General features: G+C 41.0%; 22 protein-coding genes and 1 tRNA gene. 20 read left to right on the top strand and 3 right to left on the bottom strand.

What is annotated here, in order from left to right:
- Positions 1-4 precede the first annotated feature (4 nt).
- The 11 genes from JWQ34_RS15720 (at position 5) to JWQ34_RS15770 (ending at position 15,464) form a co-directional block, all read left to right on the top strand.
- The gene (locus JWQ34_RS15720) at positions 5-490 is read left to right on the top strand and encodes a hypothetical protein (protein WP_299358749.1); all 486 of its coding nucleotides are present in this window, start codon (positions 5-7) and stop codon (positions 488-490) included.
- 88 nt (positions 491-578) lie between these two features.
- The gene (locus tag JWQ34_RS15725; RefSeq protein WP_299358751.1) at positions 579-1,064 is read left to right on the top strand and encodes a hypothetical protein; all 486 of its coding nucleotides are present in this window, start codon (positions 579-581) and stop codon (positions 1,062-1,064) included.
- A 305-nt stretch (positions 1,065-1,369) separates the two neighbouring features.
- The gene (locus JWQ34_RS15730) at positions 1,370-2,101 is read left to right on the top strand and encodes a hypothetical protein (protein WP_299358753.1); all 732 of its coding nucleotides are present in this window, start codon (positions 1,370-1,372) and stop codon (positions 2,099-2,101) included.
- Between the two features lie 44 nt (positions 2,102-2,145).
- The gene (locus JWQ34_RS15735) at positions 2,146-2,541 is read left to right on the top strand and encodes a hypothetical protein (RefSeq protein WP_299358755.1); all 396 of its coding nucleotides are present in this window, start codon (positions 2,146-2,148) and stop codon (positions 2,539-2,541) included.
- 406 nt (positions 2,542-2,947) lie between these two features.
- Complete coding sequence (locus JWQ34_RS15740) at positions 2,948-3,322, top strand: hypothetical protein (RefSeq protein ID WP_299358757.1); 375 nt, start codon at positions 2,948-2,950, stop codon at positions 3,320-3,322.
- 94 nt (positions 3,323-3,416) lie between these two features.
- On the top strand, positions 3,417-4,319 hold the full coding sequence (locus tag JWQ34_RS15745; protein WP_299358759.1) for a putative phage abortive infection protein: 903 nt from the start codon (positions 3,417-3,419) through the stop codon (positions 4,317-4,319).
- Positions 4,320-4,997: 678 nt separating this feature from the next.
- Positions 4,998-6,218 carry a hypothetical protein gene (locus JWQ34_RS15750; protein WP_299358761.1) on the top strand — a complete coding sequence of 407 codons (1,221 nt, stop codon included), beginning with the start codon at positions 4,998-5,000 and terminating at the stop codon, positions 6,216-6,218.
- Positions 6,219-6,326: 108 nt separating this feature from the next.
- A complete protein-coding gene (locus tag JWQ34_RS15755) occupies positions 6,327-7,367 on the top strand; it encodes a hypothetical protein (RefSeq protein ID WP_299358763.1) in 1,041 nt (346 codons plus the stop codon).
- A 28-nt stretch (positions 7,368-7,395) separates the two neighbouring features.
- Positions 7,396-11,238: a DUF5977 domain-containing protein gene (locus JWQ34_RS15760; protein ID WP_299358765.1), complete on the top strand. Its 3,843-nt coding sequence runs from the start codon at positions 7,396-7,398 to the stop codon at positions 11,236-11,238.
- 30 nt (positions 11,239-11,268) lie between these two features.
- Positions 11,269-14,868, top strand: coding sequence for a DUF6443 domain-containing protein (locus JWQ34_RS15765; RefSeq protein WP_299358767.1), 3,600 nt, complete (start codon positions 11,269-11,271; stop codon positions 14,866-14,868).
- 5 nt (positions 14,869-14,873) lie between these two features.
- Positions 14,874-15,464: a hypothetical protein gene (locus tag JWQ34_RS15770; RefSeq protein WP_299358769.1), complete on the top strand. Its 591-nt coding sequence runs from the start codon at positions 14,874-14,876 to the stop codon at positions 15,462-15,464.
- A gap of 833 nt (positions 15,465-16,297) precedes the next feature.
- On the opposite strand, the gene JWQ34_RS15775 is transcribed toward JWQ34_RS15770, so the two are convergent.
- A tRNA-Ile gene (locus JWQ34_RS15775) sits at positions 16,298-16,371 on the bottom strand.
- Positions 16,372-16,491: 120 nt separating this feature from the next.
- Here JWQ34_RS15775 and JWQ34_RS15780 point away from each other — a divergent pair.
- Positions 16,492-17,436 (top strand): sugar phosphate isomerase/epimerase, encoded by a 945-nt coding sequence (locus JWQ34_RS15780; RefSeq protein WP_299358771.1) that lies wholly within the window; start codon positions 16,492-16,494, stop codon positions 17,434-17,436.
- A 3-nt stretch (positions 17,437-17,439) separates the two neighbouring features.
- Here the strand turns inward: JWQ34_RS15780 and JWQ34_RS15785 are convergent, their stop codons facing one another.
- A complete protein-coding gene (locus tag JWQ34_RS15785; protein WP_299358773.1) occupies positions 17,440-18,018 on the bottom strand; it encodes an NlpC/P60 family protein in 579 nt (192 codons plus the stop codon).
- A 124-nt stretch (positions 18,019-18,142) separates the two neighbouring features.
- Between JWQ34_RS15785 and JWQ34_RS15790 the strand changes: the two genes are divergently transcribed.
- Both JWQ34_RS15790 and JWQ34_RS15795 read left to right on the top strand, forming a co-directional pair.
- Positions 18,143-18,775 (top strand): HAD family phosphatase, encoded by a 633-nt coding sequence (locus tag JWQ34_RS15790; protein ID WP_299358775.1) that lies wholly within the window; start codon positions 18,143-18,145, stop codon positions 18,773-18,775.
- A gap of 2 nt (positions 18,776-18,777) precedes the next feature.
- Positions 18,778-19,257 carry a DinB family protein gene (locus tag JWQ34_RS15795; RefSeq protein ID WP_299358777.1) on the top strand — a complete coding sequence of 160 codons (480 nt, stop codon included), beginning with the start codon at positions 18,778-18,780 and terminating at the stop codon, positions 19,255-19,257.
- 36 nt (positions 19,258-19,293) lie between these two features.
- Here JWQ34_RS15795 and JWQ34_RS15800 read toward each other — a convergent pair whose 3' ends face one another.
- Positions 19,294-20,472, bottom strand: coding sequence for a proline dehydrogenase family protein (locus JWQ34_RS15800; protein WP_299358779.1), 1,179 nt, complete (start codon positions 20,470-20,472; stop codon positions 19,294-19,296).
- Between the two features lie 142 nt (positions 20,473-20,614).
- Between JWQ34_RS15800 and JWQ34_RS15805 the strand changes: the two genes are divergently transcribed.
- The 6 genes from JWQ34_RS15805 to aroC all read left to right on the top strand — a co-directional run bounded on the left by JWQ34_RS15805 (position 20,615) and on the right by aroC (position 26,799).
- Complete coding sequence (locus JWQ34_RS15805) at positions 20,615-20,821, top strand: RNA-binding S4 domain-containing protein (protein WP_299358781.1); 207 nt, start codon at positions 20,615-20,617, stop codon at positions 20,819-20,821.
- Between the two features lie 5 nt (positions 20,822-20,826).
- Positions 20,827-21,924, top strand: coding sequence for a 3-dehydroquinate synthase (gene aroB / locus JWQ34_RS15810; RefSeq protein WP_367278632.1), 1,098 nt, complete (start codon positions 20,827-20,829; stop codon positions 21,922-21,924).
- A 269-nt stretch (positions 21,925-22,193) separates the two neighbouring features.
- Positions 22,194-23,111, top strand: coding sequence for a prephenate dehydratase (locus tag JWQ34_RS15815; RefSeq protein ID WP_299358783.1), 918 nt, complete (start codon positions 22,194-22,196; stop codon positions 23,109-23,111).
- A gap of 49 nt (positions 23,112-23,160) precedes the next feature.
- Positions 23,161-24,291 (top strand): bifunctional 3-deoxy-7-phosphoheptulonate synthase/chorismate mutase type II, encoded by a 1,131-nt coding sequence (locus JWQ34_RS15820; RefSeq protein WP_299358785.1) that lies wholly within the window; start codon positions 23,161-23,163, stop codon positions 24,289-24,291.
- Between the two features lie 7 nt (positions 24,292-24,298).
- Complete coding sequence (gene aroA / locus JWQ34_RS15825; RefSeq protein ID WP_299358788.1) at positions 24,299-25,579, top strand: 3-phosphoshikimate 1-carboxyvinyltransferase; 1,281 nt, start codon at positions 24,299-24,301, stop codon at positions 25,577-25,579.
- A gap of 119 nt (positions 25,580-25,698) precedes the next feature.
- Complete coding sequence (aroC, locus tag JWQ34_RS15830) at positions 25,699-26,799, top strand: chorismate synthase (protein ID WP_299358790.1); 1,101 nt, start codon at positions 25,699-25,701, stop codon at positions 26,797-26,799.
- The last annotated feature ends 144 nt before the right edge of the window (positions 26,800-26,943 follow it).

A 26,943-nucleotide genomic window follows, 5' to 3' on the forward strand; every position in this document is an offset into this window, starting at 1 on the left:
TAACATGCGAGAGATCAAACACGTTGGAGACATCATCCAACAACATTTTCCATTATCACAAAGCCGAGGAAACAAGCGTTGGACCGTTGCTCATCAACGCAAGAAGTATGACCAAATGACGACGCACAATGAACCCATTGAAGTGGCTTACCATCGCATTGTCAATGTCGTAAAGTCGCTTTACATGCTGCCTGGAGATGTCTATTTTGAACGTGATTACAAAGAAGATAGGTCAGAAGGACTTTATGGTATGCATGCCTTGCTCACACCTCATTTTTATTGGAGACTTGATTGTGCATTCACCTACAATTATGAAATAACCTATGCCTTTAACAATTGCAGTTATGAGTCAGAGATAAGAAAGCTGATGCAAGCCTATCCGTTAGACAGAGCAGCCATTGAGAAGCAATTTGCACCTGACTTTAATACTTTCTACAATTCTGTATTGGCTGTGCAAGAGCCAATACACATCCATTCCTTTACAAGGTAATCATTTGAGATTGCCTTACAACATATCAAGCCTTGGTCTAACGACCAGGGCTTTTATCGTTTACACTAACTCACTAAACAAATAATTTATGAAACAAACACCATCTAAACCAGTGCAATCCCCTTTTAACAAAGAGGTTCAAACGGTATTTTTTAAAATCCTTAAAGAAGCAAAGGCATTGCTTGCTACATTGGAGCGCGAAGAACTCAGATACTCATTGATAAGAGAAGATCGCTTAAGTGATTCGCTAAGCAGAATTATCCACGAGTTCTGTAATCCGTTGCTTTATCTACGCCTTGAAAGCGACATTGACGGCAAGCTTAGTATTCGTTATGGATTTGAACCATGTGAGGACTATGCTCATATCACAGTTGCATTTACACGCTTTCTTTATAAGGCCACTATGCGGGAAGCTACGTCTCAGAACATTGAGGATAGCATTAAAACAAGTTTCTTTATACATAATCCTGACGAAATGTACGCATATCTCGAAGAGCAGATGAAGCATCACACCTTTCATTTAATTAAGTACAAGCCAGCAGCTGTAAGAAGAAAACAAATGAAGGCTGCATAGTATCACAACTGTTTATTAACTTTACAATAAAAAAGGAGGAAACCGCCAACATACCATTACAAGAAAATTTTATTATTAAGATATAAGCGTTAAGCTTTGTTTGTCTTGGCTAAGAAACCTTGGAAATTTCAATTACACCAAAGACAGATGAGTTCAACGTCCTACGCGATAAGCGTAAGGGCGAAGACTTGTTTGTTGGTGTTGGGCTTTTCCAAGGGCCTCTTAGTCACAAATTAAGTTCAGTCCTTGCGCTTATTGTGTTTACCAACCTACCATAGAGGACTGATATGGTACCAAATCATATAATGAAATTTAAACCTTTACTTATCTTAAGCATAGCTATGCTTGCCACAGCTTGTAGTCATGGATTTTACTACAGACCAGATCCATTTACAACCGGACAAAATAATATCATCATCAATAATGGAGTTGCTTATGCAATCTCGCAGAAGGGTGAAACTTCGGTTATCTTAACAGCCATTAAGCCAGTCGACGGTGAACTTGAACTGAGAATAGGTTACGTTAACAACAACGCCAACCGAGTTGACGCAATACCGGAACAAATTCAAGTATATACCTTAAACGGTAAGAAGCTTAAATCCTATGCAGTATATTCCGCTGATCAATACATCAACAAGCTACAGAGAAAGCAAAATTTCGCAATGGCTGTGCAGGCGTTCAGCGATGGTTATAATAACACCGCTGCAGGCTATTCTACTTCAAGAACCAATGCAGCAGTAGTTTCATCCAACGGCAGCTATGCGGTAGGAAGTTCATCCACTACAACTTACGATGCGAGTAAGGTATCAGAAGCAGACTATAGAAGCAGGCAAGAATTAGAACACGTGGCAACAAACTTTGCTCAGCAAAATCAAAACATAAGTCAGCAACTTATTCGGAGCAACACTCTTTTAAAAGGACAGAGCATTGAAGGCTATGTAATTGTTAACACAAGTAAATCTTTTAAAGAAAAAATTTACGTTGACGTACCTATTGGTAACGACAAACATGAATTTATGTTAATACCTAATCTTTAAACCCTACAAGGCAGACTTTTGTCTGTCTTGCTAATCACAATCTTATGTTTAACAAACTAATTCTCACATGCTTCCTTGTATTTGGCACTTTAACCATATCCAATGCGCAAAGCCTTAAAATCACTGATGTTAACTCATCAAATGATAAAATGTACAAACAGGCATCTGAAGGCTTAGGCAAAGCGATTATCATCACTATTTACGACAAAAGCGTTAAATTACAACTGCCGGATGATGCCAAACCAATAGTTCTTAGAGCTATATCTGCTAATGAATACTATGATGTCACAGAAGAAAGTGAAAAGGAAAAGTGGACAGCTCGTCTAACAGTCAATAAAACACTTGGGGTAGTAACTTCCGCGCTTTTAACTATAACTGTTGCGGAGAAAGGAGGAAAGTATCAAAGCGCAAGCTGTACGTTTACTGCTAAAAGGTTCTAAAGAAATAGTACCAATTACTTACTAACCATGAAGTATAACCCAATCACTCAAACACTATTTACAGATAGCTTAACAGCTTTAAAAAAACTTCATTGCCCTTTAAACAAACATTGGGACGAACTAACGAATATAGCACATAGTCAAGACAGACTATGTGCTACTTGTCAGCATCAAGTTTTAGATACAGCCCTTTTAAATGAAAGGGATTTACAACGACTCCTACAGCTAAACCCCAACACTTGCTTAAAGGTCGACATTAACCAATTTAACATCACGATCACTTATGATACATAAATTATTCCGCAAGGAGCAAAGCTCACATTTGATTGATTTAACTACAGGCTTGCGCACAATATTAACTGCAAGAACAAAGGAAGCCATTAATAAGGCTGCTAGCAAAGGTTATATGCCTTTAGTTAAACTGGTAGTGCCTAACCCATCCATTAAAAGCAAGTTCGCAGTCTTACAAAACCCGATCACAGGTGAAATAGAATTAATACATGACTTCCGCGCCGAGAGTAGCAATAAAGGATTGATAACAGTTATTGACTTTACCGACTATAACCCACATCACAACCAATCACCCTATGCAGCCTACCTCGTACCTAAAAACCTAAAAGCTGGTGAGGATGTATGGTTAGACGACTTGATTGAAAACATAGTAGGTGCACAATGGAATCAAGGAGATTGCTTTCGATTACCATCATGTAAGGCAACTTGGGATGGTAACGACTTTATCCTACAAGTTCCAAAAGACGGACCTGCGATAATGGTCGGCTGACACCGACCTGCTTCGCAACTCTCTTCGTTCGCTGTGCTATAAGATGTGTGAGAAGTAATAGCAACATTACTTAGTGATTGTATATATTTAACCTATGAAAGTAAAAGATACATATGCATTTTGGCTGATTGGTTTAGGTGCGAGTTCCTTCATTACCTTATTAATCTTATTCCTTTGGAAAGACTCTACAGTATTCTCAACATCGACAACAATAGACCACAGCAAATTGAGCAGTTTAGGTTCCATTATGAGTGGGTTAGTAGGGACATTCTGGTCTTTAGCTGGTGTATTACTTTTCTACATAGCATTGACAGAACAACGTAAAGACATGGAGGTGAATCGTAAAGCGTTGGGCCTGCAAACCGATGCTTTAACTAATCAAATTAAAGAATTTGAACTTCAAACCGCTGAACTTCAAGCTAGCAGAGAAGTGTATACTGAGCAATTGGCTACTCAAAGTCTACAGCGATTTGAAAGCACCTTCTTTCAGATGGTCACATTGCATCATAATTTAGTAAATTCAGCAGCTGCAAGGGATGAGCGAGGAAATGCAATTGCTGTTGGTCGAGAAAGCTTTATAGCTATCAATGGATGGCTTATTAAAAGGTGGAACCCCCTAAAAAACCTGGCTGAGGAAGATATAATAAGTACATATCTTTCTCTATATGATTCATATCAGCATGTACTAGGCCACTACTTTAGAAATCTGTATCATATCTTCAAATTCATTGATGAATCTAGCATTTCAAATAAAAAGCTATATGCGAACATCATAAGAGCACAATTATCATCTAACGAGCTTTTGTTATTAGTTTATAACTGTCTATCAACCAATGGTGATGAAAAGTTCAAGCCGTTGGTCGAAAAGTACTCCGTACTTAAGAATCTTGACTGGACACTGATTGAAGGAGGAATGGACGTAATCAGACGTTATAAAGCAAAAGCTTTTGGACACAAAGATTTTTCATTTTTAGATGGTCATAAAGATTGGCTCTAATGTATGACAGTAGCTTCACTAACCTCACCCGCTTCTGTTGCTTACATTGGGTAAGGTTAGCTACGCTCCTGTTGGCGCTCCGGGCCTTTCACACACAAGGAAATATGGTATTACGCAACTGCCAATGCTTTCAAAGCTGTCGCCAGATGTCTTACCTGATAAAGAATGCATACGCATACATTATAAGGTAATGCTTCGCGTGGATTGCGGCACATTTTTATTTCATACCCTATACACATATACCACCCATTCATAAAATGTGCTGTTTAAGATCCACACTTCGCAATCTGTCACCCTGCTTTGACTATAGCAAAGTTGTTGCTTCATATTTGCTCTCTCTTGATTTAAGCAATTTTCATTTATGCTTCGGTTACTTGGTTTGCAACCAGGTAAACCTTGCAACACTCAATCTGCTTGAATCAAGTCGCAAATCATAATTTTGCTCACCTTACGCCTCGGGTTAGGCATCAGCATTGTCACGGCATTTGCAATTACAATGCTACTCGCATTGTTCAAATGCAGCGCCAATGCCTTGTGATGCATTCCTTATAGTCGCCTTGCGGCTATCTCTATAAGGACCTAACCCTCTATTCGCGTAGAACGGTTCGCGAAAGAAAGAAGGCTATTGTTATTTGATAGGCAATTATTTACCTTAGAGGCAAACTTAATCACATCACAATGAAAAAAATACTTCTAACACTAGCTATAGCCATATTTACCCAGTTTTCTTATGCGCAATTTAATACTAGTAGTGGTAATACGACGACAATGGATAATGTTGGTATTGGAACAACAAGTCCGCAAGCATTGGTTCACATAAATTCAGGCACTACACCGTCCAATTCTCAGTTTCGCATTAGTACCAATGGACAAGGGAGCCTTTCTGCTCTTAATTTTGCTCCCGATAATACGAGCATCGGCTTTGACGTTGACTTCTCAAGTGGTGGATGGATTGCTCGTAACTCCAGTGTAGCATCGTTGTACAAAGCCGGAGGCCTGTTTCGAATAATGGGATCGTCAGGAAATACAGTTGGAGGATCAGCGACCTTGAACGATTTATTGGATATAAACCTATCAAGCGGCAATGTCGGTATTGGCACAACCAGCCCTGGCGCAAAACTACAAATCAATTCTCCTGCTGGAGCAGCTTATGCGCCCGTGCTTTCTTTTACGGAGGGCGGGAACCCGACCTACGGCTTTAGCTTCTTGCAAGATGACCTGACAACGGGAGACCTGCAGCTCAACAGGGTAAATGCCGGCACGAGCACCCAGCTACTGACATTCCAAAGAAATACAGGCTACGTCGGCATCGGCACAACAAATCCCGAGGCACCACTTACTGTTTATGGTAAATCTCTTTTTTTTCCACGTAGAATAGGTGCTGGAGATGCACGATCTTTTCAAGTAGACTATGATATAAGTAATCCCGATTTTATTAGTAATGATTATCCTATAGTTTTGAAAACAGGAGGAGGAAATCAACCGCTTATTTTAGATGCAGCAAGAATAGGTATAGGCACAACAACACCCGACGCTAAATTAACCGTAAATGGCACGATCCATTCCAAAGAAGTAAAAGTAGATCTAAATGTGCCAGGTCCGGACTATGTTTTTAATGCCGACTATAAGCCAATAACCTTGTCAGAGATAAAAGATTATGTAGTTAAGAATCATCATTTACCTGAAATACCGTCAGCAGCACAAATGGCTAAGGAAGGGATCAATCTAGGTGACATGAATACTAAATTGCTTAAGAAAGTTGAAGAGCTGACTTTATACGCTATTGACCAACAGAAACAAATTGAACTTCTAAAGCAACAACAAGAAAAGAGTAAGCAACAAGACGAACGCATAGCTGTTTTAGAAAAAGCGCTGGCAAAGTTAACAGATAATAAGTAGTTATCATGTTAGATTCAATACGATTAATGATTTGACTAACATTTATTTGGCTTTTTGATTATTGCTAACTATCTTTAACCCAGTACCCCAGCAGTTTAAAACCTTATCATGAAAAAACTCTACACAACTCTAGTTGCAATATTTGCAATCGCTCATTTTTCTTATGCACAATGGAATCCAGGAACTGGTGGAATATATTATGGTTCGGGTAACGTAGGCATTGGTACAATTACCCCTCAACGCAAACTTGATCTTTCCAACGCTGGTCAAATAACTTTTGGTGACGATGTCGTTACTAACTCAACAAATGGTTTGTTTTGGCACAGCGGACTTGAGTACGGAATTTACCGTACGCCCGGTGAATGGAGTGCGCCTTATCAGCAATTGCGTTTGCAATTTGATACAGGTATTCAGCTTGGAGCAGGTACCGGTGATAATACAGGTTTTGGGAAAAGTTATGTAGAAATAATAAATGGTAAAGGTCTTATGGTGTCTGCGGGAAACGTAGGCATAGGCACGACAAACCCTACACAACCCCTCACTATGCCCATTTCCGCAAATGGTAGAGGCATTAGCTTAGGCACATATTCATCTCTTTCCGCAGGTCAATTCGCATTCGTCGGCACTACGGGAGCTGACGGTACATTTAATGGCGGTAACCTTACCGGCGGCGACAACGGAGCAACAGGAATGGCGATAGTTCATACCGCTGGTGGAATTGGCAATAATAATACGGAATTGGCATTTGTAACCCATAACAGTGGTGTTGACTCTCGTGAGCGTCTAAGAATCGATAGGTTTGGCAATGTAGGTATAGGCACTACTCAACCTGATACCAAATTAACAGTTAATGGTACTATCCATTCTAAAGAAGTAAAAGTAGATACCAGCATCCCAGTTCCTGATTATGTGTTTGAACCAACGTATAAACTTCCTCAATTAAGCGAGCTAAAAACTTATTTGGATGCAAACCATCATTTGCCTGAAATACCATCAGCCGCTGAAATACAAAAGAATGGCTTGAATCTCGGCGAAATGAACATTAAGTTACTTAAAAAGGTGGAAGAGTTGACCTTGTATCTTATTGAACAACAAAAAATAAATCAGTCTTTGCAGGATCAGATCAACAAATTAGCCAATAATAAATAGACTAATAATTAATACCTATTTCCTTGTCATGAAAAAATATCTACTCCTTGTTTGTTACTTGCTAATAGTATTTAACAGTTACGGCCAGACAGAAGCTCTATACGTTACCGTAGCAAAATCCGAATTCCAGGCCAAGCAGGTAATTCCACCTGCACCGATTGCGGCCGAATTGGGAAAATATGGCAACGTGCCTGTCAGCCTTTTTACAGGTACGCCCAGCATCAGCGTCCCACTATACGAATTAAAGGGTAACTCGCTAAGTTTACCTATTTCTCTCAGCTACAACGCATCGGGTTTCAAGCCTGAGGAACTGGCAACGTGGGTGGGCAGCAGCTGGTCTCTGAACGCAGGTGGTGTAATTTCGAGAGCGGTATCCGGTAATCCGGACGTGAATAACAATTACTTTCATGCCAGTAGTAATCCACTAGTGCATCCGGACGAGTCTGATATTGCTGCATTTTACAATTACATTGATTACGCCCAGGGCAGTGTTTTGGAAACGCAACCCGATACCTATTATTACAATTTCAACGGACATGCCGGTAAATTTCTGCTGACACCTGTTAGCAATGTTATCAAGAAAAAACAAGACATGGTGAACGTTATACCGGATAATATTAATAACGATTATTTTACGGTCATCGATGAAAATGGCAATACCTACTCTTTCACCGAAGGCGAGCAGGCAGCCACCAATAATTCCGCAACGGGAATCTGGTATTACTACAAATCCGCCTACTTTCTAAGCAAGATAACCTCTGCCGATGGCCTGGAGGAAATGGATTTCGATTACACCACTACAGCCGGACAGCAAAGCCTTTATACCAATCCGTACCAAAACAAATCCTACTCGTATCAGTACGATGTTCTTGCACTGATAAGTTGTACTGGATTTAATGGAGAAACGAACACTTATTTTGCTGACCCGCCAACCAGCAGCGTGCAACGAAAGTTCCTGAACAAGGTTACGCTCAAAAGAAACGGACAAACCGTTTCCTTCATCAACTTCACATCATCGCAAAACCGAAACGACTCGGACTTTGCAGAGGACCGGAGATTGGATCAGGTTAGCGTTTATAGTTTCGCGGATGGCAACGCCACGCTCGTAAAGCAGTATAACCTGACTTACGGCTACTTTGGAACCAATATCAAGTTGAGGTTAGACGGGGTGCAGGAGATGTCTGTAGATGGCGTAACCCCATCGAAACCTCCCTACCAGTTTACTTACAACAATACGAATGTGCCCCCGCGCTTTACCGCATCCCTGGATCACTGGGGCTTTTTTAATGCATCCGGCAACACCACGCTGGTGCCTAATGTAAGTGTAATTGGGCGCAATGGAGCTTCTTATGGCCCTATTACGCTGGGTGGAAACGCGAACAGAGAACCAGACCTGGGCGGCTCGGCTTGCACTATACTCAATAAAATACAATATCCTACCGGTGGATATACCACCTTTGACTACGCGCTCAATCAGGCCAGGGCAAGCGATTCAGGCTCGCCTATTGTAAACGTAGGAGGTCTGAGAATAAACGAGATCGATGACTACTCGACAAGCGGGATGATAGCGACCAGGAAAACTTATTCCTACCTGGCCGATGACGGCGCCACAAGCGGTCTTGTCGGCACAACGCCAAACTACCTGACGCAAACCATATCAGACGTGAGGCGGCCGGGGACGTTTGACCCAGACCCTTGTTGGAAGCCACAGGATCAGAATGTCATTTATAACGTATCCGCGAACGCTATTACCGGGCTAGGCTCCGTTCAAGGCAGCCATATTGGTTATACGCAGGTGACCGAGACCCAAACGGACGGTCTGGGCCATCAATTGGGCCGCACAGTTTATAATTATAACGTAGGTTATATTGATGCACACGATGATGATATTGCGAGTGGCGATCTCTTAAAAAAAGCCATATACAACAGCGATAATAAGTTACTGGAAGAAACTACAAACACCTATTTATATAACACGCTCTATACTTTTTCTGGATTTAATATTAAGCCAAAGTCAGTCCAAAACAACCATAATATTTACTGCTTCCACAATGGCGTATGGGACCCGCACTATGCATGGGAAAACTCTCCTACGGACTGCACACAAGGCAAAGCCGTAGACACCTATTACTACCTGGAAACATATTCGTTCAACAACCAGCGCAGCAGTTTGATATCGACGACGGAAAAGAGTTACGATATGGCAAGTAATAATTACAGAACGTTTACAAATAATTACAGCTATGACAATCCTAACCATATTTACCCCACCAAGATCAGGCAGACCACTACCGGCGATGGCGAGGTGGTTACGTTAAAAAAATACGCGGAGGATTACAACATTACAGGCTCATCGGCAGATGCACCGGCAATGGGCTTAAAATTGTTAAATAGCAGTAAAGTGCATGGAAAAGAGGCGGAGGTGCTTCAGTACAGGCAAAAGGCCGATGGAAGCAACAAGCGGTATATTGACGGAATGATCAATATTTATTCGCCGAACCATTTAGGCGCAATCGACTCAACTATGATATTGCAAAGCGTGGTACCGTTAACGACCGTTCAGCAGTCGGATATTAGTACCGGCAACGTATTCACTTATAATACCTCCTATAAGATAGAGGCAGTTTTTGCCTACACGACTGACGGGAATCTTTCGGAGCAGTCAAAAGTACCGACACCCATTGCTTCTTATGTATGGGATTACAATACCCTGTATCCCACGGCTTCCGTAACTAATTCGCCCGGTCGCAGGGTGGCCTATACCAGCTTTGAACCCACGAGTAATGGCGGCAGCTGGACGCTGTACCAGGTAGGCATCAATACAGCTTCTTCGTTTACGGGTAAACAATCGGGCACATTTACCTCAACAAGTAAAATAAGCAAGGTATTGACAAGCGAGGCTTATCAGCCGTTGGTTACTTATTGGGCAAGCGCCGCGGCCACGGTTACTGTAAATGGAGCCACAGCCGCCCCGGTAACCAAACAGGGCACCACCATAAACGGGTGGACCTATTACGAACACCTGCTGCCAACAGGCACAACATTGATAGAGCTTACCGGCTCGGGCATTAATATCGATGAGCTGCGGCTATATCCGAAAGATGCTCAAATGCAGACCATTACCTATAGCCCCCTGATTGGCGCTAACAGCCGAGTTTCAGCAGCAGGACAGGCAGAATATTATGATTATGATGGATTAAGCCGCCTGGTGAACATCAGGGACCAGTATAAAAGTATCAGGCAAAATTACAGTTATAATTATGGTCCCGGCGTAGCTGTCACACCGGCGTCAACAACGCTGGCTTACAACGCCGAAATGGAACAGGTGTTTACAAAGCAGGGATGCCCTGCGGGATCTACGCCGACTACCGTTACCTATAGCGTTCCGTACGGTAAATATAGCGGTACCGACCAGGCAACGGCAAATGCAAAGGCCCAGCAAGAGATAAACTTGAACGGACAAGCCTACGCCAATGCCAACGGCAAGTGCATGTTTTATAATGACCAGGCTTACGGCGGAAATTTCTTTAAAAACGATTGCCCACCCGACCAGGGTACCGGCAGCCGGGTACACTATGATGTGCCGGTGGGTACAGTATCGTCAGAGATAAGCATTGCCGATGCCAATACTAAAGCGCAGGCAAAGGTTACAGCCAATGGGCAGGCCAATGCCAACCTGCTTGGTACCTGCTCATGCGGAGGCGAAGGTCAAAAAGTAGTTAACGGCACCTGCGAAACAGGTACTAAGCAGTACATCAGCAGTACACCATCCGGCGGCCAGTATACCTGTGTTTACCATTACTTGTTTAGCGATGGCAGTTACAGTGATAACTATACCGAAACATCGTCAACCAACTGTGTAAATAATTAATCAGCAAATTATTTCTTTAAAAAAAGAAACATGAAGATATTTAAAGACCTAAGGGCAGTCATATTAAGCACAGCCTGCCTAGTTGGCTGTACGCTCAACTTGCATGCACAGGCTAACCTAACCCTGTCATCGCCTAATACCTCGGGCACCTATTCGGCTAGCAACAGCATAACATTAGCTAACGGATTCACTACCGCACCGGGTCAAACACTCCACGCATTTATAAACCCGCTGGCGGTTAACTGCGTGCCGCTTGCATCAACTCCATCAGCCGGTCAAAACTACATTGCAACCCATACGTTAAGGGTAGATGGCATTACCAACCCATCTACCATACCATTGCTTGATGTTTGCCAAGTTATGCAAACCATCAAGTATATGGATGGACTGGGCAGGCTGCTGCAAACCGTGCAAACCAAAGGCGGCGCCAATGCCGATAAGGACGTAGTAATACCCAATGCCTATGATGTTTTCGGGAGAGAGGGTACCAAATACCTGCCCTATGCCGCCACGGGTACATCGGGCAGCCTGCGTACCACGGCGTTTGCCGACCAGGCCACCTATTACAGCCCCGCAACCAGTATACCAGGGGTGGTGCGCACGCTACAGCCGTACAGCCAAATCTTTGCCGAGTTTTCGCCGCTGAACAGGCCATTAGAAACCGGCGCGCCGGGCACCGATTGGCAGCCAGGCAACGGCCATACCGTAAAAACTATTACTACCTTAAATGATAATGTAGCTTTTAACGCCGGCAATACCCTGGGCAGCAGGCAGGTGGTGTTTTATGCCGCCAGTGTAAATACCGATGGCAGCCGCACGCTTACCAACAGCAGTACGTACGCCGATGGCGAGCTAACCGTAACCATAACCAAAGACGAAAACTGGACCCCAACACTGGGCTGTATTGGTACAACCGAAACCTATACAGATAAAGAGAACCACGTTATACTAAAACGCATCTATAACAGTATTACAAGCGGCGTGCAAATGCTGTCTACCTATTATGTATATGATGATTTTGGCGACCTGGCGTTTGTGCTGCCACCTAAAGCCGAGCCAGATGCGGGCCTTACAAGTAGCGCGAACCAACCCATACTGGATAACCTGGGCTACCAGTACCAGTATGATGAGCTGGGTCGCGTAACAAAGAAAAAACTACCCGGCAAAGGTTGGGAATACACCGTTTATAACGTGCTTGACCAACCTGTAGCCACGCAGGATGCTAACCAGCGTGCCAATAACCAATGGATAATAACCAAGTATGATGGGCAAGGCAGGGTAGCTATAACAGGGATCTGGAACAACGGCAACACCACCATAACCCCGGAAAGTTTAAAAACCCTGGTATATGCGCAAACCACCAAATGGGAAACCAAAGACAATACCCAAATCTACGGCTACACCCTAACCAATACCTACCCCACAAGCTTAAACACTATATTAAGTGTTAACTATTATGATGATTATAATATAACGGGCTTGCCTTATGATCACCATACCGAAAACAGCCAAATGGTTACCGGGCTGCTTACCGCTAGCAAGGTAAACATACTGGGCACTAATGATATGCTCTGGACTGTAAACTATTATGATGATAAGGGCCGCATGGCTCATGTTTACACGCAGCACTATTTAGGCGGAACAGCCAGCCTAAACACCGCTAATTACGATCATATAGTTAACACATATGATTTTACAAACGCCATAACCAATACCACCCGGACACATTATACTACCGTTGGCGGCACCACCCCTGCGGTAACCATAGCAAATACTTATGTATATGACCATATGGGCCGTAAGCGCCAAAGCTTTGAGCAAATAAACAATGGCATCAATACGCTAATTAGCCAAAACGACTTTAACGATATTGGGCAGGAATACATAAAACATTTGCATAGTACCGATAATGGTACTACCTTTTTACAGGCTGCTACCTATAATTATAACGAGCGTGGCTGGTTAACCAGTTCTACCACTGATGGTAATTTGTTTAACCTGAGCCTTAACTATAATAATTCGGGAACAGGTATCATTCAGCAATGGAATGGTAACATCAGCACTATGGTTTACAATGTCCATAACCCAAGTTCTGCAACCCATCAATTTACTTATACTTATGATGCGCTTAACCGTTTAACAATTGCTACATCAACCGGTAATAATCTTAATGAGGCTATAACTTATGATAAGATGGGTAACATCACAGCGTTAATACGTGGTGGTAGTGGCGCGGCAAATCTTTCTTATACATACGCCAATAGTGACCAAAGCAATCAGCTGGTTACTGTAAGTAATACATTAGGTGCAGGCCTCAGTTACGGTTATGATCCAAATGGTAATGCTACCACAGATGGAAAAATCAGTAATACAAAAACTTTCATTTATAATATTCTTAATTTGCCTTCCAATTTAAGCCAGGGCGGTGCAACTATTGCTAATTACATTTACGATGGCACCGGAACCAAACGACGAACCACCAGTACTGCCGATGGCACCTGGGACTACATAAACGGTATTATATACCATAATAATACCATAAGCTTTATCAGTACTGAAGAGGGCCGAGCGATACCTAACGGAGGTACGTATAAATACCAATACAACTTAAAGGACCATTTAGGTAATGTTAGGGTAAGTATGGATGCTAATGGCGTTTTACAGGAAGATGAATATTATGCTTTTGGTTTGCGTAACGGGCTTTTTGATAGTTCGAATGATAACCGCTATCTTTATAACGGGAAGGAGATTCTAAAAGACTTAGATAAACAATACGATTATGGCGCAAGGTTCTACGATCCTGTAATTGCAAGGTGGGGGCATATAGACCCAAAGGCTGAATTGTATTTTAATTGGTCGCCGTATAATTATGCTTTAAATACACCTACCAATGCAATTGACCCTAATGGACATCTTGTAATTTTTATTGCTGGACAAAATTCTGGTAATGGCGCCTCACATCAATATTGGTCAGATAAAAACGGTGCATTTGATTGGGAGGTACAATGGCATTTTAATGATTTGAAACCAGCCAAATACTATGATGGTGCTGATGGTGGATGGCTAAACACTGCAACAAGTTTATTTGATCAATTTGCAACCGGCGGATTAAATGGTCATGGTAATCTTTTTTCAAGCGATCGGTATGAAGCAGGTAAGAAACAAGGGGGAATTGATGCAGAAGCAATTATTACAAGTTTAAATAAATCTGGCGGTGTTATCACAGAAAGTTTAAAAATTGTGAGTCATAGTATGGGCGGAGCATATGCAAAGGGATTTATCCATGCAATAGTTCAATGGGCAATTAACCATCCAGATCAGAGTAATGGATTGAAAATCAGTGAATTTGACTTTGATCCTTTACAAGGTGCAGAATTAAGAGCGATTGAAGGAGTGCATACAGAACAATACACGCACAATGCTAAAAAACATGGAGTCCATGATCCCATGAATCGAATTGCAGATGGGAAACAACAAGGCCTTAATAATGACCAAGGTAAAAAAGATAGAAACTCTTATACAGAAGACCCATTAAAAACAGATCATTCTATAATGACATTTATAAATAATATTAATCAATTAGAAGAGGGTACATACGTTTTTCAAGATGGAGAATGGGTAAAACAATAAAAACTATGAAAAAAACCATTTTTTTATTTATAAACATATGCTTTGTAAATATATCGTGCAAACACCAATCTTCGATTACACCGCTAGAATACAAAAATATTTCTATAGTTAGTCATACTTTATATATGAAAGATTCGCTTGAAATATATAAAGTCTTAATTAAAATGTTAAATAAACATATTCATCCATTTAAAACTAAGAATCAATTTGATAATAAAACCAGTATATATATTGACTCAATAATTTATAGTCCTGATAAATTAAGAATGGCTGTTTTGGTTATAACGAAAAACAGTACAGACAAACTAATAAAAAAAGAAAATAATGAATTGTATTTTTATAACGCAAATTATCTTTTTTGCTCAAGAGATGATACAAGGTCACCCATTAAAGTGTATGATTATACTGAATTTAATTTAGTTTATTATTATAATTTAAACGAGATAAAGGAGCGCCTACATGAATATTGTTTTTTAGATTTAGCGAATGAAAATAAATTTAATCTTGATGATATAAGGCTTTGGTATTCTTCTGATTTTGAATTGATTGTGAAAAATTCAGAGGGTACGCAAATAACTGATGGTGTATCAAAATAGTTGTTACAACAAGCCCAGCTATACGGTTGGGCTTTGCTATTTCTTGTAAGCTAATTTATTCTTAGCATGCTGTATCAATCCATATAGTATAAGCTCCATCTTCGTTAGGGGTTGTTGTAGTTAAGACGCGATTTAGCAAAGCTGGTCGATACTAGTACTTAGCAATTTCCCTTTTAAATAGTAAGGTTGGAAAGGACTTATCTCTAGAATTAGCTTTGTATTTCCAATAATTCTTAAAAGTTTGTAAACTCCCTATATAGAAACAAGAATTACTAAGAAATTGGAAGTTGTAAGAAGTCAATTCAAGATTTATACGACCTGTATAACTAAAGATTTTTAATATTTCTTGAATTGCAAATCCAAGATTTACACCATGCTTATAAAGTAAGATATCTCATATTCTTGGATTAGAATATATATAGAGAGAATACATAATTAAGCACGCAAAGTTAGGACTGGTGCTTCTGAGCGCAAGAAAGACTACGGCATAAACCCACAATCTCTACACAGCCCATTTATTCCGTTTCCTTCCTTGCTTTATCGCACCAAACCTGGGTAGGCTTTATAATTATTTATTAACTTAGTTAAAATCTTATGAAACAGACACTCGAAATCGCGCCATCCGTGCGCCAACAATGCGCCAAAACACCTAATAGAAACCTTAAAACGTTATGCCTATGTAGAAAATGAAAGCGATAACGCTACAGCAAAATGAATACTCTTAACTACTAATTAAATTTAAAAACCTGCATTTCTGACTTGTAAGGGCACTTTAAATCTTTATTTGGGATAAATAACAAGGTCCCACGGTAAATACCGTAGGACCTCATTCGTGCGCCCACCTGGGCTCGAACCAGGGACCAAAAGATTATGAGTCTTCTACTCTAACCAACTGAGCTATAGGCGCGCAGAAATTTTGTTAAATTTCAGGCTGCAATGTTACAACTTTCCCCTCAATTTACAAAGTCAATTTTAATTAAAATAACATATTTTTGACGATATACTTTTAAACCAGACCATTGTTTACATGAGTAATCACCTACAAAATCGCAGGCAGGCATTGCAAACTTTAGGTTTAACAGCCGGTGCCGCCTTATTAAATACTTCTGTTTCAGCCATGAGCACTACAAAAAAAACTAATGCGGCATTTAAATACTCATTAAATATGAGTACTATACGTGGCCAAAAACTAGGGTTTATAAAAGAGTTGCAGGTGGCCGCCAAAGCCGGATTTACTTCTGTCGAAATTTGGATGGATACCTTTCAAACTTATCTGCATAATGGCGGATCAACATCCGAAGCAAAAAAAATAATTGCCGGCCTGGGTATCACTGTTGAAAACGCCATAGGCTTTGCTAAATGGATAGTGGATGATGAAGCCGTCCGCAAAGCCGCGCTAACGCAGCTACAGCATGAAATGGATCTGTTAGCACAAATTGGCTGCCATCGCATAGCTGCTCCCCCATCGGGCGCTACAGGGTTGCCATTGATAGATCTGAATGTAATTACTGATCGCTACCGAACTATTCTGCAAATGGGCGATCAAACTGGCGTTGTGCCAATGGTTGAAATGTGGGGATCATCGCATAACCTTAAAAAAATTAGCCAGGTATTGTATGTAGCTACCGAAAGCGAGCATAAAAACGCGTTAGTGCTGCTGGATGTTTTTCATATTTATAAAGGTGGGTCGAGTTTGGATAGTTTGCCTTTTGTAGGTAAAAGCGCCATTGAGATTTTTCATGTTAATGATTATCCGGCAGGTATAGCCCCCGAAAAAATATCAGAACCCGACAGGATTTACCCGGACGATGGTATCGCTCCGCTTAAACAAATATTACAAACCATTAAAAACCCGGATAAGCCGGTGGTTATTTCGCTGGAGGTTTTTAATGAAAGCTATTATAAACAGGATGCGTTATTTGTTGCTAAAACCAGTTTAGCTAAAATGAAGGCCATAACCGAAGGGTTATAGCGATTACTTTTTATCGTTTTGAGGGAATACGCGGATAGTTTTAACATACCGCCCCATATAGTAAATATTTAACGGCGTTTCGGTAACGCCATAGGCTTTGCCTGATGTTGAGTGTATAAACTTAATTTCCTGCCCAGGTAACGATATAATGATACCCATATGTCCTACTTTGCGTATGGTGCTGTCTGTCCCAGTAAAAAGTATCAGGTCACCAGGTTTGGCATCCTGAAGTTTTATTTGGCGGTGTATCGGTGTAAAGTCTACCGAACTTCTGGGTACTAATATCCCAAAATGATTAAAAACATAGCTGATAAAGCCCGAGCAATCAAACCCTACTGTGGGGTCTGTAGATGCATATTTGTACGGGATACCGATCAGTGTATGGGCAAAGACCAAAAGATCTGCCGGGTTGGTCTTTCCGGTATTTATATGGGTAATATAGCCCGCGCTATCTGCCTTGGGATAGCCGATAATTTTATTGTAGGGGTTGTTTGCGATATTGGTTTTATCTGTATTTTCATCCGATGGATTACAAGATAAAAAAGAAACCAATAAAATGTAACAGCCTATAGTAAATCGCATATGTATTTACTACTACAAACATTTAACCATAATGTTAGGTATGTAGAAAATGATGATCGATGTCAATTTGCTTTTTTTAGGTATTATTGCAATTTAGGGCTTACCCTAAATCAATAATAGGTTTATGAATACTATCAAAAACATCATTTTTGATTACGGCAACGTAATATTTAATATAGATTTTAACAAGGTTGCAGAAGCCTGGAAAAAACTGGGTATTACCAACGCGCACGAGTTTTATGGCCACCGGCAGCAGGACGATGTGTTTAATGCATTAGAGCGTGGTCAAATTACGCCTGAGGGATTTAGAAACAGGATAAGAGAGCTAACTCATAAACCCGAGCTAACCGATGAGCAAATTGACGGTGCCTGGAACAATATATTTGTCGGCGTCCCCAAGGGGAATCATGAGTTACTGCTGCAATTAAAACATAAATACCGCACTTTTTTGCTGAGCAACATTAATGCTATCCACTACGATTATGTACACAACTATCTAAAACGTGAATATAATATGACCGATAACAGCGGCCTTTTCGAAAAAACCTATTATTCGCATTTAATGGGTAAACGCAAACCCGATGCCGAAATTTTTGAGCAGGTTTTACAGGAAAACAACTTAAACCCGGCCGAGACTTTATTTATTGATGACAGCCCGCAGCACTTGGAAACGGCTAAGAAACTTGGTCTGCAAACTTATTTAATGACTGCGCCCGATACCATTCAAAAATATTTTAATACCAACGGATTATTATAGTTATGAACTCACTTTTATCAGCACAGTATAATGAAATTAAAGGTGCAAGAGGAGCACTATTTAGCTATTGCCGTAGTCTGAACAATGCCGACCTGTTTAAAGGTGTTGCTGATTTTAATGATAAAACCATAATAAGCTTGCTGGTTCATAATGCCAATACCTATATACATTGGCTGGCCCAGCTTGATAAAAGTGCGGATATAGAATTTGTAAAAACTGCTGATATTACGAGTATGGATGCTATTGAAAAAACATATCAATTGGTTGATACCATCGTCAATGATTTTTTAATACGTTATAGCGCAGATTATACACTCCCTTTTACACAAAACCTACCTCGCAAAGAATATGTTGTAACTGTAACTCCTTTACAATTATTTACGCATGGTATAACGCATGAGTTTCATCATAAAGGACAGATACTTACCATGAGTCGTTTATTAGGTTACACACCGGTTGATACGGATGTAATACGCACTTAATGGTTATTGATAAGTTAAGTCTTGCGTTTATAACAATTATAACTTGCGTCTTTTAACTTCCTTAGATATTAAACCCAACTCACGGCTCATTTGGCCGGCTATTGCGGTATTTTCCTGCGCCCGGCGAAAAAGGTAAGGCAATACAGCTTTTATCGGTCCGTAAGGAACGTATTTAGCTACATTGTAATCCGCATCGGCCAGGTTAAAGCTCAGGTTATCGCTCATACCCAGTAGTTGCGAAAAATATACGTGCGTATCTTTATGGTCTATTTTCTTTTTGTCTAACAGTTCGGTAAGTAACCGGCAGCTATCCTCGTTATGTGTACCGGCAATAAAAGCTATTGTTTTAATATGGTCAGTGCAATAGTTAAGTGCCAGATTATAGTCTTTATCAGTGGTTTCTTTGGTAGGTTGTATGGGCGATGGATAGCCCTTTTCTTCGGCGCGCTTGCGTTCTTTTTCCATATAAGCGCCGCGCACTAACTTGGCCCCTAATATAAATTGCTCTTTTATGGCAACCTCGTTATCGTTTTTTATTGATTGCAGTTTATCATGCCTGTAAAGTTGGTAAGTATTATACACAATGGCTTTTTCTTTGTTGAATTTGCGCATCATGGTCAAGGCCAGCAAGTCAATAGTATCCTGTATCCAGGTTTCTTCAGCGTCTATCATCACCGGGATATTAACCGAGTGTGCTTTTTCGCAAATCGCCAGTACACGGTCCTGCACCTTTTGCCATTCTTGCTGCTCATCTTCTGTTAATACAGTGCCCACATCCAGTTTTTCCAATAAACCAAAACGCCCCACGCCGGTTATTTTAAATACGGTAATAGGTATAGCTTTGTCTTTAGCCGCGCGTTTAATAGTACGGATTATCTCTTCGCAGGTTTCATCAAAAACCCGTTCATCATCTTCGCCTTCTATCGAGTAATCCAGGATGGTTCCTACACCGCCGCTCTCTAATGTTTTTATAGTTTTTTCGCATTCGCGGATGGTTTCACCTCCGCAAAAATGTTTAAATATGGTAGCTTTTATCAGGCCTTTAATTGGCAGGCCTATCTTAACAGCAAAGTTGGTTATGGGCGGACCGATCTTCACTAAAAAGTTAATATTAATTATTTTGAATAGCCAATAGGCACGTTTCAGATCAGCATTTGATGAATGACGGAAAGCAATTTCCGTGTTTTCAAAAGACAAGCCGGGTTGTTTTGTCATAGTTAATTTTCATGATCCATGTATTTTAGCTTCTATCAAACCAATAAGATAAGAAGCAAATGGACCCGTTAGCGTGCAGCAAAATTATAAAATGATGGGAATATAACTCATTATTCTGCGAATAGTTTATTTTTGCGGCCTAATGATAGAGTTTAAAGTTACCGGCGAATACATCCCGATGATACAATTATTAAAAGCTACCAATCTGGTATCCACCGGCGGCGAAGCGCAAATAGTTGTGGATGAGGGCGAAGTAAAACACAATGGAGAAGTTGATTATCGCAAACGCTTAAAAGTTAAAAAAGGCGACATTGTTGAATTTAGAGGTAACAAAATAAAAGTGATTTAAAATTTATGAATACAGTAGATACAGATACCTACACAATTGATATTATGGATGCGATAAAAAGCAACAATTACAATATATATTTTGAAGATAGTTTAGGCGAGCTTAAACAGTTTATAGCAAATGGCCGCTACTCGCGCTTTTTTGTTTTAACTGATGAAAATACGGCTAAATATTGCCTACCACTGCTAAGAGAAAGACTAGGCAACCCTGATAATTTTGATATTATAGAAATTAACGCCGGCGAAGAAAGCAAGGACATTGATTTTTGTATAGGCGTTTGGAAAATGCTGATTGACTTTGGTGCCGACCGTCAAAGCCTGTTAATAAACTTAGGTGGCGGTGTTATAAGCGATCTGGGTGGTTTTGCAGCCTCTACCTTTAAACGCGGTATAGACTTTGTGCATGTACCTACTACCCTGCTTTCGCAAGTTGATGCGTCTGTTGGTGGTAAAACAGGTATTGATATTGATAGCATTAAAAACATCATAGGCACATTTACCCAGCCTAAAGCTGTTTTTATTGAGGATGAATTTTTAAAGACCTTGCCTGCACGCCAGATACTATCCGGCACTGCTGAAATGTTAAAACACGGCCTGATCTGCGATGCTGATTACTGGAATGAGCTTAAAGCAAGCGATCTGTCAAACACAACTGCCGGGCTGATTTATAAATCAGTAGCTATAAAAAACAAGGTTGTGCTGGAAGATCCGCACGAAAAGAATATTCGCAAATCTTTAAACTTTGGCCATACTATTGGCCACGCTGTCGAGACTTATTCATTGATCAACGACAAAGATTCATTATCACATGGCGAGGCGATTGCCATCGGCATGATCTGCGAAGCTTACCTGTCTTACAAAAAAACCGGTTTAAGCGCCGAAGAACTACAAGAGATAACCCAAGTACTTACTAACCTTTACCCTGGATATAACCTGAAAGCCGCCAATAACGACACGCTTTTAGAATACATGTTAAAAGATAAAAAGAACCAAAACGGTAAAATAAATTGCACACTACTAAGTGCCATAGGCCAGTTTACAATTGATAATATTTGTACCGATGAAGAGCTTTTAGAGGGATTGAGTTATTACACTAATTTGTAAAACCAATTTTAAATAGGTTTTTAAGTTATTTACCACATAAAATTCGTTTTGATCATTTTTTTTACAAAAAATAAAAATAATCTATTGACAAGTCAATTTTAACTATTACATTTACGCCGAAATAAAAGCAATGAAATTAACAAGCGCATATTTTTATGGTTACTACTTTTACTTTAACAGTAAGAGCCGGGACTAATATGCACTAAACACATATAAAGAATTTAAAAGTCCCGGCCCATACAGCCGGGATTTTTTGTTTTAACAACATTATGAAGAAAGAAAAACCAAGAGTTGCCATACAGGGCATACGCGCCTCGTTTCACGAAGAGGCTGCCTTTAAATATTTTGGAGAAAACATCCAGACTATTGAGTGTAACTCTTTTAAGCAAACATTTGATGCTTTAGAGAACAATGAGGCTGATTATGTGGTAATGGCTATAGAGAATAGTATAGCCGGTAGCATACTGCCCAACTACTCGTTATTGTTAAATTATAACTTCCCGGTTATTGGTGAAATTTACCTGCCCATACAGTTACATTTAATGGCTTTGCCGGGAGTTGCATTTGAACAAGTAAAATACGTAACTTCGCACCCAATCGCTATACGCCAGTGTGTCGACTTTTTTGATGAGTATCCTCATTTAAAAATTGTCGAAAGCAGTGATACTGCTGCCTGTGCGAAACGTATAAGTGAGGAAAAATTAACTGATACTGTTGCTATAGCAAACACGCTAGCTGCCAAACTTTATGGTTTGGATATCATTGAGCGCCGTATCGAATCTAATAAAAAGAATTTCACACGTTTTCTGATATTAACCACGCATGAAAAGGCAGCTAAGCAAGCATCTGCCAACAAAGCATCGTTATGCTTCCAGGTAAGCAACCAGGTTGGCGCTTTGGCTAAAGTATTGAATATTTTTGCTAACCAGGGTGTTAACATGAGCAAGATACAGTCGATGCCGGTATTGGGTAAGCGTAATGAGTATAATTTTTATGTTGATGTAGAGTGGGAAGAAAACAAGCATTATGATACAGCTGTAAAACAGATATTAAAATACACCCACAACTTTAACATACTGGGTGAGTATAAACGCCATGAGGACGAAGGCAATTTAGAAAAACAGTTAAACATTGCACCGGCTAAGCCCGAAAGAAAATACATCAGCATTAAAAAACTGGCAAAATAGAAACACCAATTAAATAGTAAAAAAGACATTATAATAATATAAACAAACAATGAAACTTGATTTAAACATCCAACCATTAAATACCTGGATAACCGCAACTAAAGAACCACTGTTAATAGCCGGCCCGTGCAGCGCAGAAACCGAAGATCAGTTGGTGGCGACAGCCCATTTATTAAAAAACACCGGTCGCGTTACCGCGTTACGTGCAGGTATCTGGAAACCACGTACCCGCCCGGGAGAGTTTGAAGGAATTGGCAGCATTGGTTTAGAGTGGTTAAAACGCGCTAAAGCAGAAACAGGCTTACCAACAGCTGTTGAAGTTGCTACAGCAAAACACGTAGAAGAAGCTTTAAAGGCAGGTGTTGATATTTTATGGGTGGGAGCCCGCTCAACCGCTAACCCTTTTACTGTACAGGAAATTGCTGATGCTTTAAAAGGTGTTGACATCCCCGTTATGGTTAAAAACCCGGTTAACCCTGATATTTCATTATGGATAGGTGCTTTAGAGCGTATCAACAATGCAGGTATCACCAAATTGGCAGCTATACACCGCGGATTTTCATCATACGAGAAATCAGCTTTCCGTAATGAACCAATGTGGGATATCGCTATCCACATGAAAACTCTGGCACCGCATTTACCTTTAATTTGCGACCCGAGCCATATCTCGGGCAACCGTGACCTGATTGCTTATGTATCGCAAAAAGCACTGGATTTAGATATGCAAGGTTTGATGATCGAGTCGCATATTGACCCGAGCGTAGCCTGGACAGATGCTAAACAACAAGTTACCCCGGCTGCATTAGCCGAGTTAATTGATCACTTAACTTTACGCAAGCCGGAAACCAACAACGCGCAGGTAAACGATAAACTAAGCGAGTTACGTAATAACATCGACAAGATTGACGATCTGATTATCCAGAAAATGGCTGAGCGTATGAAAATTGCTGAGCAGATAGGTACCTACAAAAAAGATAACAACATCACTATCTTACAGGTTAACCGTTGGGATGAGATATTACACAAACGTATCAATTACGGTAAAGCATTAAAATTAAGCCCTGATTTTACAGAGAAATTGCTGGAGTTGATTCACAGCGAGTCTATCCGGAAGCAAACCGAGATCATGAACGAGGGCCAGGCAGCTGGCCAGCAGGCAGAGAAACTTACGCACGTTTAATAACACAATGAGTCAGAATATTCTGCTTTCTAAAAAATCGAAGTCAGTAAATGGCGAGGTGCACCTTACCGGCTCAAAAAGCGAGTGCAACCGTGCGCTGGTTATTGAGGCTTTAAGTAATGATAAGGTGCGGGTTGAAAACATATCAGACGCGGCAGATGCGGTGACTTTATCAAAAGTACTGGGCCTTACTTTGCAGACTGTAGGTTATGAGCCACAACCCATAACCCACCAGTTGGAGCATAAAATAGTAAACATTGGCCCCGCCGGTACTGCCATGCGTTTTTTAACCGCTTACTATACTTTGCAGGATGAAGAAGTTGTTTTAACCGGCAGCGAACGCATGAAGCAGCGCCCTATAGGTATTTTGGTCGATGCTCTGCGCAAGCTAGGTGCCGAGATCAGCTATGAGGAAAACGAGGGCTTCCCTCCTATCCGCATAAAGGGTAATATTAAGCAGCAAACCAATGTTATCAGCATAAAAGGTAATATCAGCAGCCAGTATATTACTGCACTGCTGCTAATTGCCGCTAAATTACCGCAAGGTTTAGAACTGCATATTGAAGGCGACCTAACATCGCGCCCGTATGTGGAGATGACCCTGGCCATGTTACAACAGGCAGGCATACAGCACCAATGGAACGGTAATATTATCAGCATTGCTAACCAGGAATTTAAAGAAACCTTTTTACCTGTTGAACCTGATTGGAGCGCGGCCTCATACTGGTACGCTATAGCAGCATTGGCAGATCAAGCTGATCTGTTTTTGCATGGCTTAACCCAATATAGCTTACAAGGCGATAGCGTTATTACCGAGATCATGGCTAACTTTGGTATCACCTCGCAATTTAGGGATGGTGGTGTACATTTGGTTAAGGAAGCAAAGCCTATCAGCCGTAAAATATTTGACTTGAAAGAATGCCCTGATCTGGCGCAGACCATTATTGTGGTATGCGCGGCTTTAAATCACGAAGCTACTTTTACCGGATTGGAAACCCTAAAGATCAAAGAAACAGACCGTATACTGGCCTTGCAAAACGAGCTGGGAAAAATGGGTGTTAAACTGATAGAGAAGGGCCAAACCTACAAGCTGGATTGCAGCGAAAAATTTATACCAGAACGTATGTTTATCAACACTTATGATGACCACCGCATGGCAATGGCATTTGCGCCACTGGCTTTAGTGATACCTGAGCTTGAAGTTGAAGATTCACTGGTAGTAGAAAAATCATACCCTGCTTTCTGGACAGATCTGGAAAAGGCGGGATTTGAAGTAAAAGATATATAAAACTTGTCATTGCGAGGAACGAAGCAATCGCGAACCTTTCTCCTTGCGATTGCCACGCTACGCTCGCAATGACAAAACATTCACTTATTCAAAAAATCACTCATTCACTCATTATAGAAATGGCAGGCAATTCATTCGGACAATTATTCAGGATAACTACATTTGGCGAGTCGCATGGCGAAGCTATTGGTGTAATTATTGACGGTTGCCCATCGCAATTACCTGTGGATATGGAATACATCCAGGGCGAGTTGGATAAGCGTAAGCCCGGCCAGTCTAAAATCACTACTCAACGTAAAGAGAGTGACACGGTTAGGATCCTTTCAGGCGTTTTCGAAGGTAAAACAACCGGCACCCCTATCATGATGCTGATCCCTAACGAGGACCAGCGCAGTAAGGATTATAACCATAATACGGATGTATTCCGCCCATCGCATGCGGATTATACCTATCAAACTAAATACGGCATCCGCGATCATCGTGGTGGTGGCCGTTCATCTGCCCGCGAGACAGCAGCTCGTGTAGCGGCAGGCGCTTTGGCCAAACTGTTACTTAAAACGCAGGGAATCGAGATCGTTGCTCATGTTAGCAGTGTAGGCAAAATAAACGCGCCTAACGTAGAGATAACCAGCGCGCAGGAGTTTATTAACGAACGTGAGAAAAACATCGTACGCTGCGCGGATCCGGCGACAGCAGAAGAAATGATCGAGTTCATTGATTCGGTACGTAAGGATGGAGATACTGTAGGCGGCAAAGTAACCTGCCATATACTAAACTGCCCCGTTGGTTTAGGCGAACCTGTATTTGATAAACTACATGCCGAACTAGGCAAAGCTATGCTAAGCATTAACGCTGTACATGGTTTTGAATTTGGATCAGGCTTTGCAGGTAGCGAAATGCGCGGATCAGAACATAACGACATCTTCGTCAAAACGCATTTAGGCGATGTTAAAACCATTACCAACTACTCGGGCGGTATACAAGGAGGTATAAGCAACGGGATGCCTATAGACTTTAAAGTGGCCTTTAAACCGGTTGCTACCATCATGCAAACCCAGGCTACTATTGACAGCTCCGGCAACGCCGCCGAAATATCAGGCAAGGGCCGTCATGATCCTTGCGTGGTACCACGCGCCGTACCTATTGTTGAAGCGATGGCCGCCCTGGTTATTGCCGACCATTGGTTAAGGAATAGGAATACGATATTATCGCAGGCTTAAAAGACTTACGAAACCAAAAGACTTACGAAGTTTTTAAAACTTCGTAAGTCTGATATTCCGCTCAAGTGATTCATAAAAAAGTGAATCACTTTGAATTACCTGGCGGAAAATTTGCACATCTGCATATCCGCATCTCTGCACATC

Origin of the sequence: Mucilaginibacter sp. (genome assembly GCF_028288185.1) — a bacterium.
Lineage (GTDB): Bacteria > Bacteroidota > Bacteroidia > Sphingobacteriales > Sphingobacteriaceae > Mucilaginibacter.